Origin of the sequence: Aerococcus mictus (assembly GCF_003286595.3) — a bacterium.
Lineage (GTDB): Bacteria > Bacillota > Bacilli > Lactobacillales > Aerococcaceae > Aerococcus > Aerococcus mictus.
In genome coordinates this window covers 1406351-1426415 of sequence record NZ_CP132985.1, presented here as the reverse complement: position 1 = coordinate 1426415, position 20065 = coordinate 1406351, and the positions used below count along the sequence as shown (strand labels likewise).

Sequence of the window (20065 nt, the reverse complement as noted above, 5' to 3'; positions counted from 1 at the left end):
AAAGATAAAGCTTTGATATAATACAAACTAAGGAAGTGGTTACTCTGACTATCTATAATATTAATAAAGGCATCGGCTGGGCATCGAGTGGTGTGGAGTACGCACAAATTTATCGCTATCGTATTTTTAAAGAATTGTCCTTAGGTTGTAAATTTATTTTTACTGATCTTATTTTGAATGAAAACATGGCCCATTTTACTGAAAACATTGGCTTTTCTAATGAAGATGTTATTTGGATGTATTTATATTTTACTGATATTCCTCTCTGTCAAACCACTGTTAGCCTAAGTCAAATTAAAGAAAAATTATCCGATGATGTCGAGGAAGAAAAGCTTGACAACCGTCGTGTGAAATTGATATATGACCAAGGCAAGCAGTTTGCTATGTGTTATCTTTCAAGAGAAGAAGAAGACTTTGTAGATCGGGTAGAATATACAGCCAATAACAAATTAATCAGAAAAGATTTCTTTAATCGTTATAAATTTTTAACGGAGTATTATGCTCCTAATAATAATAAGGCACAACTTTACATGCGTCGTTATTTTAATCAAGATGGGACAACGGCATATGAAGAATTTATCAACCAAGGTAGTTCAATGTATCGCTTTAAAGATCGGGTTATTTATTCTACGGAAGAATTAGTCGCTTACTTTATTGAGAAATTAGTTTTAACTGATACTGATATTGTTCTCTTAGATCGTGCAGATGGTATTGCTCAAGGACTTCTTGATCATCTAAACGGGGCGAAGTTGGGGTCAGTGGTTCATGCTGAACATTATAACCAATCTTTAAGTAATGATCAGAACATCCTATGGAATAATCACTACGAGTATCCTTTTACTCATTATGAAGATTTTGATTTTTATATCACTTCGACGCCATCCCAGACTCAGAGACTTATGGATCAATTTGACTACTATTATGGGGTTCATCCTAAAATTTATACGATTCCAGTCGGCAGTGTTGACCAGCTCATGGAGCCAGATAACAATATGAATTCCTACGCTATGATGACTGCTTCTCGTTTGGCAGGAGAGAAGAATATCGATTGGTTAATTGAAGCTGTAGTAAAAGTTCACGAACAGATTCCGCAGGTGACATTTGATATTTATGGTGAAGGCGGTAAAAGAAATGCTCTACAAGACCAGATAGGGCGATTTAACGCAGAAGACTATATTCAACTCAAAGGGCATCAAGCGTTAGAAAATATTTATCCTCAATATTCTCTCTATTTAACAGCATCAACCAGTGAAGGCTTTGGGTTAACCTTAGTTGAAGCTTTGAGTGCAGGGCAAGCCATGATTGGCTTAGATGTCCCATATGGCAATCCTACTTTTATAGATGATGGAAAAAATGGCTATCTTCTTCCTTTTAAACGTGGAATGGAACGAAATGTGATTGTCAATTCTTTTGCTGAAGCCATTCTAAGCTATTTCCAATCAGCAGATCGACGAGCAATGCGCGAGCATTCCTATTCAATTGCTAAGCAATATTTACATGACCAAGTAGAAGGAGCTTGGAGACAATTAGTTGAGGAGGTTAAAGCATGATTCAGTTATTTGATACATATAATGAAGCTACTCGCGATTTTCACCAATCTATGTTTCGTGCTGGCTTTAACTTTCCAACCGTCATTTTAAATGAAAATGGTTTCTTACCTAGAGGAACGACTTCTCCCTATCGCTTTTTTATGGGGGAAGAAGAAGGACAACCTTTATATTTTAATGAGGTTTCTGTTCCTTTAAACTGGGAAATCAAAGGGACAAATACATCAGCCAGCGTCTGGGATTATCATCATAAACGCGCTGATATTCATTACTTTACTAGCGGTGGGCAACGGCTAATAAAAGCTGTAGATTGGTTAAATGAGGCAGAGCAAGTCATGTGGACAGACTGTTACAACCAATATGGCCGTCGTTATGCTCAAATTATTCGTCATGGACAAGATGCTCATATGAAGATTTATTTTGACACTGCTGGCCGCGATGTCATTGTAGATAATTATGTTACTGGGAATGTTATCCTCGATTGGCAGGGAAAGAAGCGAGTTTTTCATAATCGAAGAGATTTCTATCTCTTTTATCTATGGAATTCCGAGCTTCCTTTAGAACAAATGATTATAAATTCACTGGCAACTCCTTTTTTAATTTCTCACTCCTTACCTAGAGATGGGAAGGATATCTTAGTTTGGCACGAACCACTTGATCTAGAAATTCCAGGTAATATGCAGCTCATTCTTACAGGACAGACTCCTCGTTGTCAAAAAGTGATTATTCCTGATCAAACTACTTATCAACGAGCATTAGATTTATGCCAAGCCAGTCATTTACCTAGTGAATCTATTGAGCCATTAGGATATATTTATCCCATTCTTCAAGAAAAAGAATTTACTAAAGAAATTTTAATATTAACCAACTCTGATCAGATTGAACAATTAGATCTTTTACTAGACCATTTATCTGATTTTCAGTTTAGAATTGGAGCTATAACAGAAATGTCGGATAAGTTAATGAATTTTAACCATTATTCGAATGTTCAGCTTTATCCTAATATTTCTATGGGTTTGATACAGAAATTATTGAAGCAGGCCTGTTTTTATTTGGATATCAATCATGGTAATGAGATTGTGGATGCAGTCCGCGCTGCCTTTGAGTTTCAATGCTTAAACATAGCTTTTAAAGAAACCTTACATAAGGAAGCCTATATTGCAAATGAGTTTATCTTCTCTAGTGATCAAGCGATATCTATGATAAATACAATTAAAGCTTTGGGACATAGTCAGAAACTTTGGCAACAGGCGATTTCTTCTCAAATTAATCAATCTAACAACGTTGATGAGGAAAAATATCAATTCTTATTTTCAGAATGAGGAAGTTTCAAGAAAGGTAGGTTAATCTATGAGAAAGCATATTACAAATTTGCATGGTCATTCTGCTGTCAGCACAGCATTAATTTCTCAACAGATGACAACATCGATTGCTCAAAAATTGGATTTTAATGAATTAGCTATCTATGCATATGAAACTTCTTATGATTCTGATCAAGAATTAAGTAAGCGATTAGATGGTATTTTAGCCGGAGTAGGGCAAGGCGACTTGGTGGTTGTTCAGTTACCAACATGGAATGATTCTCGCTTTGAAAGAGCATTGATCCATAAAATTAAATATACTTTTAAAGCACATTTAATAGTGTTTATTCATGATATACCACCAATCATGTTCCCTCAAAATTATTATTTGATGAGTTCTCTCATTGAAATTTACAATGAAGCTGAATTGTTAATTGTTCCTTCTCAAGAAATGTATCAACGTCTTTATTTAGAAGGTTTAAGGGTCGATAAGGTTTTAATCCAAGCTATGTGGGATCACCCAACTGAATTCCAACCTGGAAAAGTTTCCTTTCAAAAGAAGATTCATTTTGCAGGAGATATTAATAAGTTTGATTTTATAAAGCATTGGCCAATTTCATGTGCTGTTGATGTTTATTCAAACCATGGTCAGAATTTAGATTTGCCTAAGGAAGTGACAATAAAAGGTTGGTTACCTGATTATGAACTTTTAACCAAATTATCTAAGGGCGGTTTTGGGCTGGTCTGGACTGATCTAGATTATATTCAAGACTATTTCCAAATGTGTATTACCCATAAATTGAGTACATATTTAGCAGCAGGGATTCCTGTATTTGTTCCTGAATCTTTATCTAATAAGAAAATTATTAAGGATAATGGTCTAGGTTTTATCGTGAAATCTTTAGAGCAAGCAAATGCTATCCTAGAAAACTTGTCTGAAACGGACTATCAAGACTTGGTCAATAATGTTGCTAAATTTCGTCATCTCATTACTCAGGGATATTTTACCCAGCGTCTCTTAACTGCAACTATTTTTAAAATCTTTAGTCAGGGCCTATCAAATTTTGAGGGGGATCTTGGTCATCGTCCTCTAATGCGGGAAGATTGTAATATTTTTATTTTGACTGCTCAGGATTATTTATTACATATTGATGAAATTATTCAAGGTTTACCTAATTTTCACTTCCATATTGCGGCTCAAACGCAAATGTCAGATCATTTATTGAACTTAGAAAAATATCCTAATGTGTATCTCTATCCAGCAGCAGGAAAAGATCAGATTAACACCCTTTTATTAAAGTCTAATATTTATCTAGATATCAATTATGGGGTAGAAGTGGAAGATATAGTTACTAAAGCAAACAATCTTGGTTTAGCGGTATACTCATTTGAAGGTTATTGTCATCAAGTTGACATATTGGATCCTAATAATATCTTTGTACAATAAAACTATCAAGATCTAATTAATCAGATAAAGTGCCAAGAGGATAGAGTTAAAAAATAGAATAAATACAAGTTATTCTTACGTCATAATAGAGGCTAAGGCAATTAATTCCTTGCCTCTAATTTACTATTTTAAATGTATGAAAGGTTGTTTAATCAGTGGCAAACCAAAATAAGGCGAACAGATTTCGTCTTCCACTTCTTTATAAAAAGTTATTGTTCACTGCCATGATTCTGATTATTTATATTATTGGACGTTCCATTCCTTTACCCTTAGTTGATTGGCAGACTATCCAACAGAGTTCATCAGGCAATGACTTTCTCTCATTGGCCCTTAGTGCAACTGGTGGTAGCTTTGAACAAGCTACTTTATTAAGTTTAGGGCTAGGACCGTATATGTCGACAATGATTATTTGGCGTTTTATCTCCATGTCTAAATGGTACAAAGCACTGAAAGTTCCTCCAAGACAGGATAATTATTATCGTAACCTGTTAACTTTAATCCTTGCCTTAGTTCAAGCAATTACTTTAGCAGTCAGTTATCCGCTGATTTCCATACAAGAAACCATATTGTCTAATAATTTTATGGTTTATGGAACGATTGTTTTAGCATTAGTTGCTGGCACATTTTTTACTATTTGGCTAGGAGGGCGTAATCAAGAAGCTGGAATCGGTGGACATACGATTATTATTTTAGCGAATATGTTATTAAGATTGCCTAATAATTTTAAAGCACTACGGATATTTTTAGTTTATCGAGCGTCACTTATTGAGCAAGTACTATTAATTAGTGTGTCTGTTTTTGCATTAATGACAGCATTTGCTACGATCGTAATGGACCGTGCTGAGTTACGGATTCCAATTAATAGTGTTATGATAAATAATAATTTTACTGAAAAATCCTATCTGCCGATTAAATTGAATCCTAGTGGGGGCATGGCCATCATGTATGCCATGACATTGGCGCTCTTACCACAATACATTATTGACCTGATACTCATTTTCTTTCCCAATCTTCAATTCTTAAAGACTTTGCAATATCAGTTGAATATGACCCAACCCTTAGGTGCCTTCTTGTATGTTTTATTAATTATTGTTCTAAGTCTTGGCTTTGCCTTTGTTAATGTGGATCCAGAAGATCTTAGTGAAAAATTGCAAAAAACTGGTGACTATATTGATGGAATCAATCCTGGCAAGCCGACTGAAAAATTTTTGAGAGAAAAAATATTAAATATGGCGATTATAGGAGCTGTATATATGACGGCTGTCGTTGGTTTTCCTATGTCTTTAGGGGTATTATTTCCTGAATACTCTCAATGGCTCAATTTGCCAGGGAGTATAGTTATTCTGGTTGCTCTATTTTTAAATACTATTGATGAGATACGGGCTCTAAGAATAAGAAATAAATATAAGCCATTATTTGATTAGCTATTAGAAAGGAAAATTATGTATTATTTTATTCCCTCTTGGTATGCGAATAATCAATGGGATTTTGTTGAGCTTTCCTATATGGACTTGTATTTTGATGATACTGTTAATCAATTGCGTTTATTTCAGCGTTCTGGGGAAAGCAATCAATTATTAATGCTCGATTATGCTCCGATGTTACGGTTGAACTTACATGATCAAAATATCGAAGAAAATAATTATTGGTCGGTTTTTGACTATATTCAAGGCGTTAATTTATATAAAGTAAGACCTATTACTTTAGAGGACTTATCTTTTCCTAAGCAAGCCGAATTTGTTCCTACTCCTTTTCTAATGATGGTATTTGTCCACAATGAACATTATGCTGATATCCAATTTAAGTCTAATGGTTATATCGCCTTTATTGACTACTATCAAGATAAGCAATTAACAAAACAGTACATTTTTGATGATCGGGCCTTTATTTCTAGTATCATCTTTTATAGTAATGGTCAGGCTACCCACCAAGACTATTTAAATTTAGCTGGTCAATGGGTGGTTCGAGAGTTTTGTGCTAATGAAAATGTAGAAATTAACCAAAATCTGTTAGAAAAAGAGCGTTTTGATCATACTACGTATCAATCAAAATCAGAACTTATTGCAGAGATGGCCAGTAAGTATCTAAGTAAACATATGGGACAAAGTGACAAGGTCGTTGTTGCCTATAGTGATAGATATAATCGTTTATTTAATCAGCTAAGTCAGAAAAATAAGATTGATTTAATCTATTCTCTTTATAGTCAGCGCTCCTTTGAGAGCAATACAGAAGATTTTAAAACCTTTCTGAAAAGGGCGAAATTACTGATTACTGATACTGATCAATTGAAGGACCAGCTAATTGACTATACGAAGAAGAATTCACTTGATACACCTATTTATCGACTATCGCCGTTCGATACCAGACTCCAGTTAGGTATGAGTCAACGGATTAAGGAATTAATTATTTATCTTGAAGTGAGTCGATTAGGATTGAAAGAAATAGAATATGTTATGGATGTTATCAAGAATAAAATGAAAAAGGATGAACGTATTCGCTTGGTCTTAGGAACCTTTCAAATTGATCAAGCTAAAATCGACCAGCTAGAAAGTTTATCCGATCGCTTAAATAAGTATTTTGATCCTAACTACGGAGAAGTTGTTGATTTTGCGGATAAGATGCCTGAAAAAGAAAAGGAACCAGTTTGTCAGGTGCAAATTAATACTAGTGAGCGCGACTTTATCCAAAGCTTGAAGTATGTGCGTTTGATGATTGATTGGACTTCGCATCCCTGGGTTTATGGTCAGATTGCGGGAATTAGTGCAGGAATTCCGCAGATCAACCGAGTTGAGTCTGCCTATGTTGAGCATTTGAAAAATGGGTTAATTGCAAAGAACTTGGATCAATTGGCACAAGGGATTGATTATTACTTCAAAGGACTTAAGCATTGGAATGAAGCTTTAGTTTACTCTGTAGAAAAGATTAATAAGTACCATAGTGGAGAATTAGTGAGTCAATGGAAAGCATTGTTAGGAGAGAACAGCAATGACTAGAGTTTTACAAATCGGCTATAGGGATTGGTCACAGGGCGTAAAATTTAAGAATGAAGTTGATTGGACCTTTGTACTAAATACTGAGCTTGCTGATTATTACCAAGGAGCTTTGAAAGAAAATAACCTGCCACAAAGACCTTTTTCTCTAGTTTTACTTACCGCTCCTATTGATGAATTACTAATAGATAAGCTGCTTCCCTTAATGGAAGCTTATGCTGTATTAATTGATCAACAATTCGAATCTTATTATTCCGCTCCTGAGTTCAAACTTCTATTTTTGATGAAAAAAGCTCAATTTATTGAAGTGGAAAATATTGAAGAGACGATTGTTGAGTTAGCTAAAGTTTTCTTCGACGGCAATTATGGAGAGAGACGTGGCATTCAGGATATTTCTGTTCAAGCTAATTTTTCTGGTAACTATCAATATCTAGGAAACAATTATATTTTTTTTCAAATTGAAGATACAGATCAATTGACTCCTTTGTTATATTGGCGACATCTTATTATCTCTAATATAGATCGCTATCTCGATATATGGTTAGAGTTTATAAAAGATGAGACCATTGATCTAAAACTGACTATGACCTTTATTCGCATGGGAAGTTTTAATCAGGTGGTTAAGCGTATCTCTTATGATAATGAAGCAATAAAAAAGAGAATATTATTAGATCCGCCTGAGAATTGTTATGCGAGCTTTTCCCTTTGTGTAAGAGGTTCTGGACAACTAAGGATAGGTCCTTTACATGTTAGACATTCCCGAAGAAAGTGGGGAGACTATTTAGCAGGTGGACAAATTATAGCTGATAATGGTCGTGAAGAGTTTGCTTTTTACTATAATCCCGGCAACTTAAAACCCCCTTTAAATGTTTATTTTTCTGGTTATAGGACAGCAGAAGGTTTTGAAGGCTTTCCTATGATGAAGAACCTAAAGCACCCCTTTATATTGATTAATGATTTACGTTTAGAAGGCGGTGCCTTCTATCGAGGAAGTGCCCAATTCGAGGCAACTATTGTTGCTAAGATAGTGGAAGTATTAGATGAGTTAAATTTTACTAAGGATCAGTTAATCCTTTCAGGTATGTCTATGGGAACCTTTGGTGCTTTGTACTATGGAAGTTTTTTAGATCCTTACGCCATAATTATGGCGCGACCACTTGTTTATTTAGGAAATATTACTAGAAACCAGCGCTTAAGACGCCCTAATGATTCCTTTAAAACATCAATGGATTTAACCTTGAAATTTGGTGACAATGATGATTTAACAACTGATATGGATATTTTAGACAGTATGTTGATGCCTAAATTAAAACAGACTCACTATAGTCAATCTACCTTTGCAATGACTTACATGCTTAATGAAGATTACGATAATGAGGCGTATTATGGATTATTGAAAAATCTGAGTGATAAGCCAATTAAAATTATTAGTAAGTCTGTGATGGGACGACATAATGATAATACCCCTACTGTCGCAAGTTGGTTTATAAACCAGTATAAGAGAATACTATGGGAAGATTTTGAAAGTAAGGAGGGAGTCGAGTGAAAGATTATTACATTGTTCGATGGGGATTAATGAACGACGATATATTCAGTCATGGCTCTCAGATAGAGTGGCTGTCCCCAGATAGGGTATCCTTTAAAAACTCTATGGTTCATTCAGGAATAGTTATTAATAAATGGAGTTCTGAAAAAACCTATGGACTTTATTTTTCTTCACCTAAACTCCCGCTATTAACAAGTGATAAGACCTACTTCCTTAAATTTATTGGTCAGGTCGAACCAAATAATTCCATAATGTTTACGGTGGAATTCTTTGATTATTACGGTGAATCTCTGCAGAAAGATTTTATCCGCAGTTGTGATGACTCATTTACTGTACCTGATAATTACGGAAACTACACCATATCTTTAGTTCACGCAGGCTGCCGCTCTATCAATTTTAAGCGCTTGATAATATCTGAAGTACTTTTAGATAAGGTTATGAGTAAAGATACACTACTAATTGAAAATAATTATGATTTCAATCACTTGCTTTTTGTTGAACCAGGAATAGGAAGTATCCAAGAAGAAGTGAATAAGTTGCAGCAAATAGATTTAATTAAGTCTCATACTAATTTGCTGGCTAGTGAATTATTAAACGCCCAGCTTTATTTATCAGAAGAAGCATTGTCTGGCGTGGAGACCTTTATTGGTTCTAGTTCAGCTAAACATTATTATTTTATTGGTTATGGACCGATTTCTAATTTAGCTGCTAAATATTATGCTCAACTCTATCCTAATTCCCAAGCCTTGATTACTAACGATCATTTAGAACATTTTCAATATCAAAAAATTGCCCAGCAATCGGGTTTAGATGAAGGTATTGTTCAATGGTTGCAAACAATTGCTCGTGTCAGTCGACCTAATATAAAATGCTATTATAAAAATAAGCAGTCTGATGGTCTTTTGGTCGGAAGTAGGTTATTGGATTATCATAAGAATCTTTTGAAGTTAGACTGGCAAGAAATTAGTTGAGGGGGCTCACCATGTTTAAAGTTGATTTAGATAAAGGTCGGTTAAAGAGGCTGAACCGTATACTTCATCAAGTTAATGCATATGCTGGAGACATGGCTCAATTATCAGATGGTGACCTCAAACAGAAAACTAATGAATTTAAAGAACGCTATCAAGCAGGTGAAAGCTTAAATGATCTTCTTCCTGAAGCCTATGCAGTAGTTAGAGAGGCTGCTAAACGGGTGTTAGGGATGTACCCCTATGATGTCCAAGTAATTGGTGCCATTGTATTACATGAGGGAAACATTGCTGAAATGAAAACTGGTGAAGGTAAAACTCTAACAGCCACTATGCCTTTGTATCTCAATGCATTGACAGGAAAAGGGGTAATTCTAGTTACAGTTAACGATTATTTATCTCGCCGTGATGCTGAGGAAATGGGATACCTATATCGTTTTATGGGCTTAACCATTGCAATAGGAGTCTCTGAGGATTCAGAGAATTTGACAGCTGAAGACAAAAGAAAAATTTATGAATCTGACATTGTATACACTACTCATTCAGCACTAGGCTTCGATTACCTGGGAGAGAATTTAGCTGCTGACAAAGACGATCAATTTTTACGTAACTTTTATTATGTCATTATTGATGAAGTGGATGCGGTCTTGCTTGATGGAGCGACTAGTCCGCTAGTTATTTCAGGTTCTCCAAGAGTCCAGTCTAATTTCTACCAACTAGCTAATGATTTCGTTGAAAGCCTTGAAGTAGGACTGGATTATGAAGTTACCGTGGAAAAAGATGCAGTTTGGCTTACCCAAGAAGGAATAGAATATGCAGAAACTTACTTTCGCTTAGATAAATTTTATGCGAGTTCAAATCGAGAGCTCGTTCGTCATGTTAGTTTAGCTCTTAAAGCCCATGAATTATTCACTAATGAAAAAGATTATGTGGTTCGTGATGGGAAGGTAGAATTATTAGATAGTCGTGATGGTCGGGTGTTAAAAGGCACTCGTTTACAGGCAGGACAACATCAAGCTATTGAAGCCAAGGAACATGTGGAATTAACAGATGAAAACCGGTCAATGGCTTCTATAACTTACCAAAATTTATTCTTACTTTTTGATCGTATGGCTGGTATGACTGGTACAGGAAAACCAGCAGAGGACGAATTCATTGAGACTTATAATATGGAAGTTGTTTCAATTCCAACGAATAGGCCCGTCATTCGTAAAGACTATGCTGATGAAATTTACCGTAGCTTTCCTGAAAAACTGGCTGCTTCTATCCAATACATCGAAGAAAAGCATGCGACTGGACAACCCTTATTAATTGCGACAGGATCAGTTCAGCTATCCAGGTTATATTCAACGATTTTGCTGAATGATGGTATTCCTCATAATGTGCTCAATGCCTACAATGAAGCTAAAGAGGCAGAAATGATTAAAGAAGCAGGACAATATGGTGCAGTCACGGTTGCCACCGCGATGGCTGGTCGGGGGACAGACATTAAGTTAGGGCAAGGAGTTGCTGACTTAGGCGGCCTAGCAGTCATTGGAACTGAAAGAATGGTTAGTGAACGTATTGATTTACAGCTTCGTGGTCGAGCAGGAAGGCAAGGAGACCCAGGAATGAGTAAATTCTTTGTCTCCTTAGAAGACGAACTCATCCAAAAGTGGGCACCAGAGCATATCCGCTATCAGTCGGATCCAGATGAAGAGATTAATGATATTAAGCAACTATCTAATTTTCGTTACGAGAAATACTTTAACCAAGCCCAAGAGGCGAGTGATGCTAGTGGAGAAAATGCTAGAAAGCAAATCATTCAAATGGATGAGGATATGAGTATTCAAAGAAAGATTATTTATCAAACCCGTGATGAACTTCTAGAAGGCCAAGGGTTAGAAGAAATCGATCTAGACCAAGTTGCACAGCGCGTGATGGGATTGGCTGTAGATAACCTTGATCCTAATAGAAGTCGCAAAGTACAAATTGATCGTTGGATATTTGATAATCTAACTTATAATTATGAACCTAAAAATATTGAACATTTATCCGATTCGGACTTAGTCGATTATTTACTGGGTATCTTTTTTACTATATTAGAATCTAAAAAAGAGCGTCTAGGATACGGAAACTATTTTGAAGATTTTGAGCGTAAATGTATTTTAAAAGCCATTGATGAAGTTTGGGTAGAACAAGTTGATTACCTCACTCAATTTAAACAGGTTGTAGTGACTAGAGGATCAGCCCAACGAAATCCTATCTATGAATATCAAAAGGAAGCACTTTGGTCTTATAATGAAATGAAAGATCAAATTTATCAAAGAGTTATTTACTATTTATCATTAAGTCAAATATTACCAGATAAAAATGGTCAGCCAATAATTCAGTTTGCATAGAGATTATAGCTATGATGGGGTGAATTTATGAAGAATAATAAGGAAAATTATGTTGATCAAGAAATTAAGAAGATGATTAAAGATCAACGGGAAGAAAAGGAATCAAAAAAAGAGGAAGACGAAAAGACTAGCACAAATAAATTACCTTATGTAATAGCTTTTCTGATGGTTATTTCTATTTTTTTAGCTTTGATTATAAGACTACTTAATATATTTTAATTGAAAGGTAATGAAAGGAGGTAGCAATGAATCCAAAAATTTCAATTATCATTCCAATCTACAAAGTTGAAAAATACTTGATTGAATGCTTAGAATCAGTGAGAAATCAGACCTTTACAGACTTTGAAGTCATCATGGTTAACGACGGCTCCTCGGATGCTTCACCAGTTATTGCAGATAACTACTGTAAGAGAGATGAGCGCTTTAAGTTGTTTCATCAAGAAAATCAAGGCCTGTCTGCAGCCCGCAATTTTGGGACGAGCCAGTCTAAAGGAGAATATATTTTCTTTTTGGATTCAGACGATAAGATTGTTGAAAATACATTAGAAATCTTACACCGTATTGCTCAGGATAAGCAGGCAGATATCGTCATCGGGGCCTGCAAATATTTTAACGATGCTGGCGATTATTGGTTGATGACGCCAGGGCTGCCTACGATAGCGTCCTATGATAGTCATGATGCAATAAGAAAAGATGAAGACGGGACAATTCCCCTGTCATTCACTACGGCATGGTGTAAGTTGGTCAAAGCAGATATTGTGCGCCAGAATTTATTTCCAATAGGGGTCTGGTATGAAGATTCAGCAACAACCTATCGCTGGTATATGGCTGCTTCGGAGATTTATTCCATTGATTTGAACCTGTATGCTTATCGGCAACACGATAGTTCAATTATGTCGACAAGTGGTCGAAACCTAGTTAAACACTTCAATGATAATATCAAAAATTTAAGTCAGAAAGTCTTTAATTTACAGAATTTTGGCTATGATCCTCATGTGACTTTAAACTCTTATATTGACAAGTTATATCGGGGTCAAAGCTATTATGAAGATTTCGATGATGAAGCAAAAATTGCCTGGGATACTGACTATGACAGGTACTTTAGTCGTAAAGACTTTCCACACCAGGCTCTCATCCTAACTCATTCAGCCGAAATCGAACAAGTCGAAGCTTTAGCTCGAGCTCTCCCTGATCTCTGCATTCATATTGTAGCCTATACTGTGGTGGCGCCAAGCCTCATTGACTTAGCAGAAAACCTGGAGAATATCTTTATTCATCCTTTCGCTCACAGTGATTTAATTGAGACTTTACTAAACCAGTCCGATATCTACCTGGACATCAATTACTACGCCGAAGTAGATGATATCGTCAACCATGCGATTCAAAAAGGCCTTCCAGTGGTCGCCTTTGAAGCCACAGCCCATCGCCCAGACTTACTTGACCAAGATATGGTTTTCCCTACAGATGAACTAGATGCCATGGTCGATAGGGTTAAATTCTTACTAAAAGAGGATAGCTTTCAGTCAGAATAGTCTAACTCTTTATAAGCGAATAATCCTTTAACTGCCAGTCTTTCTCTACTTTGAGTAACTGGCTTTTTTAGTCAAGCTTGATCGAAAATAGAAAACTGTTTTTGGAAAAATTGCTAAGTTCTCATTGAATTTACTTATTAGATATTTTATATTCTTAAGGGAGTAAAAATTAATATTAGTTAGTTATATTAAAAATAGTTTTTATTACTATTAAATAACTTAACTAATAAAGATGAGAGGTTATTTATGCATATTAAAAGCGGGATTAGAAAACGAGCCATTATTACCACGATTTTAGCCTGTAGTTCCTGGGGTCTAGGGGGCGTTTTGAGTCAGCACCTGATGCAGACCTATAATATGATGCCTTTGCAGCTGACCATGTACCGGATGTTGATAGCAGGAATCTCGATTTTCCTTTTCCTGGCACATAAGAGGAAATTACCCGTTGCAAAGTTAAAACAAGATAAACGGTCACTCTTACAAATGGCAATATTTGGGATTTGTGGGATAGTTTTTAACCAGTTTTCCTATTTGATGACGATTCATTATAGTAATTCCGGGATGGCGACTATCCTTCAATTTATTGGCCCGATATTTTTGTTGGTTTATTATTGCTTGGTTGGTCGTCGTTGGCCGATTAGAAGGGAAGTTGTGGCCCTTTTATTCACTATTATTGGGGTCTTTCTCTTAGTCACTCATGGTCAGTTAGGCCACTTTATTTTATCCAAAGAGGCCTTTTTCTGGGGATTGATGTCGGCATTTGGCCTAGCGCTCCTCAATGTCCTTCCTTTAAAGGTCATTGACCACTATGGATCTTTACCAGTGACGGGAATTGGCATGCTATTTGGTGGAATTTTCTTGATATTTTTCAACTTTGAGCACCTAGTCCCACCAGAACTTTCTCTTCACTTTTTAGCTTGGTTTACCTTAACCATTATTGTAGGAACCATTGTCCCTTATATTTTCTATCTTTCCAGTGTCACCTTTATTGGCCCCTTAGCTGCTTCCTTGATTGGGTCAGTAGAGCCCTTAACCGCAACGATTTTATCGGTGATACTACTAGGCGAAAGTTTTGCCTTGATCGATTACTTAGGCATGGCCTTTATCTTGCTGACGGTCTTTCTAACCGCCCATGAATAAGTTAATCAATTTAAAAAATGACAAATAAAAAAGCATGGTCAAGCTTGATCTCAGGGTGACTGAGATGCACAGCTAACCATGCTTTTTTTCAATTAATAAGTCAGGTAATCTTTTAATGCGGCTACTTGTTTTTTGGCGACGTCAACCCCGTGGTCGTAGGTGGCTTGTAAACGGTCAGGATCACGTTCCAGACGTTTGACTTCGAGGGGGTGGGAAGGTTGCAGGACAAAGGCTTGCTCATTTTGGGCTAATTTCTCCACCTCAGCGACTTGTTGATTGTACATGGAGGGTCTGCCTTCAATGGTTTTGACTAAATGAGGGTATTCTTTGCCATAGATTTTTTTAGCAAGGAAATTATTTTTGTCTTTCTTACGGTAGCCGTAGGGTTGGGTTAGAACGATGATCAGCCGGTCGACTCCTAAGGACTGCATGAAGCGGTAGGGGATGGAATCGGCTAGGCCACCATCTAAATATTTCTCGCCGTTGATTGGAACCATTTTAGAAACGAAGGGCATAGAGCCACTAGCCCGCAAGACATCAATTTGCTCTTCAGCATTTTCAATTAGTAAATATTCTGCCTGACCGCTTTCAACATTGGTAGCCACCGCATAAAAATCGCTGAGACTGGCTTCATAGGTCTCCTCGTCAAAGGGATCGAGTTCAAAGGGGACTTGGTGGTAGGCAAAATCGGTCGATACCATATTTCCAGTTTTTACCCAGTTACTTAGGCTGATATAGCGCTTATCTTTGATATATTTCTTGTTATAACGTAGGGCCCGACCACTTTGCTGGGAGGGGTAATTGACTCCATAGAGAGCTCCTGCCGATACTCCAACAATCTGGTCAACCTGGATTCCTTCCGATAGAAAAACATCCAATACCCCAGCGGAAAATAAGGCCCGCATACCGCCACCTTCAAGAACAAGTCCAACAGTCAAAATGCCCACATTCCTTTCTACAAATTTTGATAATGATCCCTATTTTAACATAAGTTTTTTCTAAGAGGATATAAGCGCTTCCCCTTAAGCATGCATAAATAAAACAGCTTATCAGCCATGAAACGATGTCTTAGTTAGGGGAGTGATTCATGACAAGATAAGCTGTTTGAATGCTTTAATTAGATGACATAGTCACCAATACGGTTCCAGTTTTTATCATGGAGGATAATCCGAGCCGGCATACCGACTGCCGTCGCATAGGGCGGCACGTCTTCTAGGACAACCGCATTAGCCCCAATTTTACTATGGTGGCCAATGGTAATATTACCTAATAGTTTGGCACCTGCCCCAATTTCAACATGGTCTTGGATAGTAGGGTGGCGTTTGCAGCCTTTTTCCCTACCGACACCGCCTAGGGTGACGCCGTGGAAGAGCTTGACGTTATCACTAATCACAGCGGTTTCACCAATGACCACACCCATGCCATGGTCAATAAAGACCGTATCACTAAGTTGAGCTCCTGGATGAATTTCAATCCCGGTTTCCCGCCGCGATTCTTCAGCCAGTTGCCGGGCCAAGTAGTAGTCCCCATTATTGTAATAATAGTGGGCTTGTTCATGGGCACGGAGCGCCTTAATACTGGGGTAGAGGTCATAGACTTCCTGCCAGGAGTGGGCCGCTGGGTCATTATCATAGATGATCTTGGCTAAGCGGATCCACTTGTCTTCATTATCTTCCATCGATTCTAGGGTATCTCTTGTGAGTGAGGAGAGAGACATGCCAGGAACAGTTCGTGATTGAATTTTGATGGTTTTTTTTCCCATGTCAGAGGGAAGCTGATCTTGACCGCTTGCCTTATTCTCCGTCATTTGAGAATGCTCCGGTAGAGAGGTAACGTTCTCCTGTATCTGGAAGGACAGTCACGACATGTTTGCCAGGGCCAAGTTCTTTAGCGAGACGTTTTGCGGAAACATAGTTACCACCTGAAGAGAAGCCAGCTAGGATACCGTATTCATGAGCTAAATGAACAGCACCTTGGATAGCGTCTTCGTTGGAGATGATGTCCACTTTGTCGAGGACATTTTGGTCTAAGATCTTAGGAATGAAGTTAGCCCCAATCCCTTGAATCTTGTGTGATCCAGCTTTACCTTCGTTTAATAGTGGGGAGCCTTCTGGTTCAACACCCCAAACTACAGTGTTTTTGTCATGGGCCTTTAAGGTTTTACCGACACCTGTTACGGTACCACCAGTACCAATACCAGCCACGAAGCCATCCACTTGGTCTAAGTCGGCTAAGATTTCTTTAGCAGTGGTTTCTTCATGGGCTTGAACGTTTTCGTGGCGGACAAATTGGCCAAAGATTGGAGCGTTCTTTTCTCTAGCAATTTCTGCTGCCTTTTCGCCGGCACCTTTCATGCCTTCAGAGCCTGGGGTTAAGACCAGTTCAGCTCCGTAAGCTTGGATCAAGTTACGACGTTCAACCGACATGGTTTCTGGCATCACGATAATCACATGGAGACCAAAAGCGGCACCTAACATAGAAAGAGCAACCCCGGTATTGCCTGAAGTGGATTCAACAATTGTTCCGCCTTTTTCTAATTCGCCACTGTCGAGTAAGCTCTTAAGAATGTATTTAACGGGGCGGTCTTTGACTGAGCCCCCTGGGTTACGGGATTCTAACTTGACATAAATATCAGCAGAATCTTTGTCCTCATGTGCTAATTTAATAATTGGTGTATTACCAATTGCTTCAGAAATATTATTATAAACCATTTTAAAATTCCTCCTTAAGCTGTGGATAGAAAGCTAATTGTCACTTACTTTTTGTTAGCAAGTAGCTAATACTATTATAACGCATAATGCCTCTTCTGCAAAGCTAACCCCTTCAAAAGCTGGAAATAAATTACCAATCATTACTGATCGCTAGACTGGGCTATTAAACGTCAATAGAACAAAAAAGCCCTAACCATGAGGCTAGGGAGCGATTAGGTAAGAAGTCTATTAGCGGGAACGGTGGCTAAAGTCTTGGTAGGGGATCTGACGGGCTAGGCACCAGTCTCTTACTGGTCCGGAAATAATTAAGTCGGTCTTTTCTAAGTCGCTAAGAGTTTGGCTATTGTTTAAGACCATGAGCATACGAACTTGGTTCTTGAATTCTTCTACCCAATCAATGGTTTCTTGAACGCCGTGATTGAGGACCAGGTGGAGAAATTGCCCACTCATCCCAACGGCCTTAGCCCCTAAGGCTAAGGACAGGGCCACATGGAGTGGCGTTTTAACTCCACCAGAAGCGATGACATCGACTTGTTCTTTTAAACTTTGGGCTTCAAGTAAGGAGATTGCGGTACTTTGCCCCCATTGTGTCAGATAGTCCATATCTTTAAGACTGCGGCGCTCGTTCTCGATAGCGATGAAGTTGGTCCCTCCTTGGCCACTGACATCCACCGTCTTGACACCAAGTGAGAGGAGTTCTTCAATCGTTTCACGACTCATGCCAAAGCCAACCTCCTTGACCATGACAGGGCGGTCAACCCCCTCTACAATGGCTTGGATATTATCCTTAACGGCTTTAAAATGACGGTCGCCTTCTGGCATGGCCAGCTCCTGGGGCGTATTTAAATGAATTGCAAGGGCGTCGGCATCCGTGATTTCTAGAGCTTGTTTGGCTCCAGCTAGGCCATGATTCATGCCAATGTTAGCGATAATGAAGCCCTTGGGATTGCTTTGGCGGACAATTTGGAAACTATCGGCTGTGTCGGGGTCTTTTATGGCTTGGGAGACTGACCCCGTTGCCATCATCAGGCCAGTTTCCCGGGCCACGGTGGCGAATTTTTCATTAATGGCCTTGGTCCATTCACTGCCTCCAGTCATGGCGTTTATAAAGAAAGGAAAGGGGAATTCTTGACCGAAGAGCTGGGTATTGAGTTGGACTTGGTCAGCGTCAATATGGGGCAGGGAATGGTGGACAAAGCGGATGGCATCGAAATCGGTAGCGCTTTGAGCATACTGCCAATCGGCAAGCTTAATGTGGTCATCTTTACGATTCTTCATGGAATTCTCCTTTTAACTTAAGATTAAATAGGTAATGGCACTTGCTTGTGAAAAGTGGTTGATTTATTGGAGGAAGCTAGGGCACAGTCCCAAGTCGAGTGGGTGGATACCGGCTTCATGCCAAGCTTGATCAATCTGTTCTCCAATGGCTGTTTCATCGCTAAAGGCAATGGCACAATCCCCGCCACCTGCTCCGGAAACCTTACTCGTTCCTCCGGCAGCTCGGGCCAAATCAATAGCTGCCCTTAAATCGGTGGTTAAGTAAGGTTTTTGCCGGTGTTTGGTATAGTTATACAATAAATGACTGTTATAAGTTAAGGCCTTAGTAAAAACAAAGTAATCTTGGTCGATAATGGCTTGGCGGATTAGAATCACGCATTGTTGACTGGCGTAGCGGAAATGGCGTTCGCTAAGTGAAAACTCATGCTTGTCTGTTTTTCTTGTTGACTTACCCGATAGCATGGCTTCGGTAGAACTCGGTTTTTCGGTCCAGGCCACATGGAGCTTCCAATCGGGAGATAGAGTCAGGGGTTCGATCATGAGACCATCCCAGTGCATCTGGATGAGGTCTAGGACTTTCATTCCTTCATGCTTGACTCTTTCCTTCAACCAAGTATGGTCAAAATTTTGATAGTAGATGCAGCCCCCAAAAGCTGAAGCAGCCAAGTCGCCAAAAGAGCCCTTGAGGTCGATTTTGATTTGGGCGATAGCCCCTAGTTGGTAGAGGAGATAGGCAAAGGCCTTCTTGGAGTGGTCTTGGTCAACCTGGTAGAATTTAAGAATCGCTTCCAGGATAGCCATGCTGACTGCAGCACTGGAGCCTAGGCCATATTTTTTCCCGTCAGGACTATCTAGGTCACTGGAAATTTTTAGGTCAATACTTTTAAAAGAATCCTCCACGCGACCACTTTCCTGTAAATATTGGTAGGCGGTTTGGATCAAGGTCTTGACTAATAAGAATTGCTTAGGGATCCCACTGATCTCACCGTCATTACTAACTGTCCAGATAAAAGTTTCTTGGGCCTGGTTAGTCGATAAGCGCGACTGAGTTTGGTCGAGGGGGCGCAACTCGACGGTGACATAGGTGTCAACCGCTACTAATAAAGCCCCTTGGAAGGAATGGACAATGGCGTATTCACCAGCCAAATATAACTTTCCTGGGCGTTTACTAATAATGGTTTCCATTTACAATTCCTCCTGTGAATCATTGGGATCATGGGGGAG

16 protein-coding genes are annotated in these 20065 nt (G+C 38.4%); 11 read left to right on the top strand and 5 right to left on the bottom strand.

Features of this window, described 5'->3' with window-relative positions:
* Window positions 1-35: 35 nt before the first annotated feature.
* From gtfA to DBT49_RS06525, 11 genes are all read left to right on the top strand, one after another.
* A complete protein-coding gene (gene gtfA / locus DBT49_RS06575) occupies window positions 36-1550 on the top strand; it encodes an accessory Sec system glycosyltransferase GtfA (RefSeq protein WP_224783834.1) in 1515 nt (504 codons plus the stop codon).
* Complete coding sequence (gene gtfB, locus DBT49_RS06570) at window positions 1547-2869, top strand: accessory Sec system glycosylation chaperone GtfB (protein ID WP_070559761.1); 1323 nt, start codon at window positions 1547-1549, stop codon at window positions 2867-2869. The genes gtfA and gtfB overlap by 4 nt, the downstream gene beginning before the upstream one ends.
* Before the next feature lie 28 nt (window positions 2870-2897).
* A complete protein-coding gene (locus DBT49_RS06565; RefSeq protein ID WP_111872373.1) occupies window positions 2898-4295 on the top strand; it encodes a hypothetical protein in 1398 nt (465 codons plus the stop codon).
* A 155-nt stretch (window positions 4296-4450) separates the two neighbouring features.
* Window positions 4451-5719 (top strand): accessory Sec system protein translocase subunit SecY2, encoded by a 1269-nt coding sequence (gene secY2, locus DBT49_RS06560; RefSeq protein ID WP_070559764.1) that lies wholly within the window; start codon window positions 4451-4453, stop codon window positions 5717-5719.
* Window positions 5720-5737: 18 nt separating this feature from the next.
* Window positions 5738-7288 carry an accessory Sec system protein Asp1 gene (gene asp1, locus DBT49_RS06555; RefSeq protein ID WP_070559766.1) on the top strand — a complete coding sequence of 517 codons (1551 nt, stop codon included), beginning with the start codon at window positions 5738-5740 and terminating at the stop codon, window positions 7286-7288.
* Window positions 7281-8831, top strand: coding sequence for an accessory Sec system protein Asp2 (gene asp2, locus DBT49_RS06550; protein ID WP_070559768.1), 1551 nt, complete (start codon window positions 7281-7283; stop codon window positions 8829-8831). Before asp1 ends, asp2 begins: the two co-directional genes overlap by 8 nt.
* Window positions 8828-9802: an accessory Sec system protein Asp3 gene (gene asp3 / locus DBT49_RS06545; protein WP_070559770.1), complete on the top strand. Its 975-nt coding sequence runs from the start codon at window positions 8828-8830 to the stop codon at window positions 9800-9802. The genes asp2 and asp3 overlap by 4 nt, the downstream gene beginning before the upstream one ends.
* A gap of 11 nt (window positions 9803-9813) precedes the next feature.
* Window positions 9814-12180 (top strand): accessory Sec system translocase SecA2, encoded by a 2367-nt coding sequence (gene secA2 / locus DBT49_RS06540; RefSeq protein ID WP_070559772.1) that lies wholly within the window; start codon window positions 9814-9816, stop codon window positions 12178-12180.
* 27 nt (window positions 12181-12207) lie between these two features.
* Window positions 12208-12399, top strand: a complete 192-nt coding sequence (locus DBT49_RS06535) for a DUF3899 domain-containing protein (protein ID WP_070559774.1) — start codon at window positions 12208-12210, stop codon at window positions 12397-12399.
* A 26-nt stretch (window positions 12400-12425) separates the two neighbouring features.
* Window positions 12426-13712, top strand: a complete 1287-nt coding sequence (locus DBT49_RS06530; protein ID WP_070559775.1) for a glycosyltransferase — start codon at window positions 12426-12428, stop codon at window positions 13710-13712.
* A 246-nt stretch (window positions 13713-13958) separates the two neighbouring features.
* Window positions 13959-14852, top strand: a complete 894-nt coding sequence (locus tag DBT49_RS06525; RefSeq protein WP_070559777.1) for a DMT family transporter — start codon at window positions 13959-13961, stop codon at window positions 14850-14852.
* A gap of 92 nt (window positions 14853-14944) precedes the next feature.
* Here the strand turns inward: DBT49_RS06525 and DBT49_RS06520 are convergent, their stop codons facing one another.
* The 5 genes from DBT49_RS06520 to DBT49_RS06500 all read right to left on the bottom strand — a co-directional run bounded on the left by DBT49_RS06520 (window position 14945) and on the right by DBT49_RS06500 (window position 20026).
* On the bottom strand, window positions 14945-15793 hold the full coding sequence (locus DBT49_RS06520) for a patatin-like phospholipase family protein (RefSeq protein ID WP_198434545.1): 849 nt from the start codon (window positions 15791-15793) through the stop codon (window positions 14945-14947).
* Window positions 15794-15969: 176 nt separating this feature from the next.
* On the bottom strand, window positions 15970-16530 hold the full coding sequence (gene epsC / locus DBT49_RS06515) for a serine O-acetyltransferase EpsC (RefSeq protein ID WP_064292198.1): 561 nt from the start codon (window positions 16528-16530) through the stop codon (window positions 15970-15972).
* A 115-nt stretch (window positions 16531-16645) separates the two neighbouring features.
* The gene (gene cysK, locus DBT49_RS06510) at window positions 16646-17563 is read right to left on the bottom strand and encodes a cysteine synthase A (RefSeq protein ID WP_070559781.1); all 918 of its coding nucleotides are present in this window, start codon (window positions 17561-17563) and stop codon (window positions 16646-16648) included.
* Window positions 17564-17791: 228 nt separating this feature from the next.
* The gene (gene fni / locus DBT49_RS06505) at window positions 17792-18841 is read right to left on the bottom strand and encodes a type 2 isopentenyl-diphosphate Delta-isomerase (protein WP_070559783.1); all 1050 of its coding nucleotides are present in this window, start codon (window positions 18839-18841) and stop codon (window positions 17792-17794) included.
* Window positions 18842-18904: 63 nt separating this feature from the next.
* Entirely contained in the window at window positions 18905-20026 is a 1122-nt protein-coding gene (locus DBT49_RS06500; protein ID WP_070559785.1) for a phosphomevalonate kinase, read from the bottom strand.
* Between the last annotated feature and the right edge of the window lie 39 nt (window positions 20027-20065).

What these genes read in the sequence shown, in the direction of transcription:
- gtfB (WP_070559761.1), top strand. Translation starts at nt 1,547, where the DNA reads ATGATTCAGTTATTTGATACATATAATGAAGCTACTCGCGATTTTCAC.
- DBT49_RS06535 (WP_070559774.1), top strand. Translation starts at nt 12,208, where the DNA reads ATGAAGAATAATAAGGAAAATTATGTTGATCAAGAAATTAAGAAGATG.
- DBT49_RS06530 (WP_070559775.1), top strand. Translation starts at nt 12,426, where the DNA reads ATGAATCCAAAAATTTCAATTATCATTCCAATCTACAAAGTTGAAAAA.
- DBT49_RS06525 (WP_070559777.1), top strand. Translation starts at nt 13,959, where the DNA reads ATGCATATTAAAAGCGGGATTAGAAAACGAGCCATTATTACCACGATT.
- DBT49_RS06500 (WP_070559785.1), bottom strand. Translation starts at nt 20,026, where the DNA reads ATGGAAACCATTATTAGTAAACGCCCAGGAAAGTTATATTTGGCTGGT.
- asp1 (WP_070559766.1), top strand. Translation starts at nt 5,738, where the DNA reads ATGTATTATTTTATTCCCTCTTGGTATGCGAATAATCAATGGGATTTT.
- cysK (WP_070559781.1), bottom strand. Translation starts at nt 17,563, where the DNA reads ATGGTTTATAATAATATTTCTGAAGCAATTGGTAATACACCAATTATT.
- DBT49_RS06565 (WP_111872373.1), top strand. Translation starts at nt 2,898, where the DNA reads ATGAGAAAGCATATTACAAATTTGCATGGTCATTCTGCTGTCAGCACA.
- epsC (WP_064292198.1), bottom strand. Translation starts at nt 16,530, where the DNA reads ATGGAAGATAATGAAGACAAGTGGATCCGCTTAGCCAAGATCATCTAT.
- secA2 (WP_070559772.1), top strand. Translation starts at nt 9,814, where the DNA reads ATGTTTAAAGTTGATTTAGATAAAGGTCGGTTAAAGAGGCTGAACCGT.
- asp2 (WP_070559768.1), top strand. Translation starts at nt 7,281, where the DNA reads ATGACTAGAGTTTTACAAATCGGCTATAGGGATTGGTCACAGGGCGTA.
- fni (WP_070559783.1), bottom strand. Translation starts at nt 18,841, where the DNA reads ATGAAGAATCGTAAAGATGACCACATTAAGCTTGCCGATTGGCAGTAT.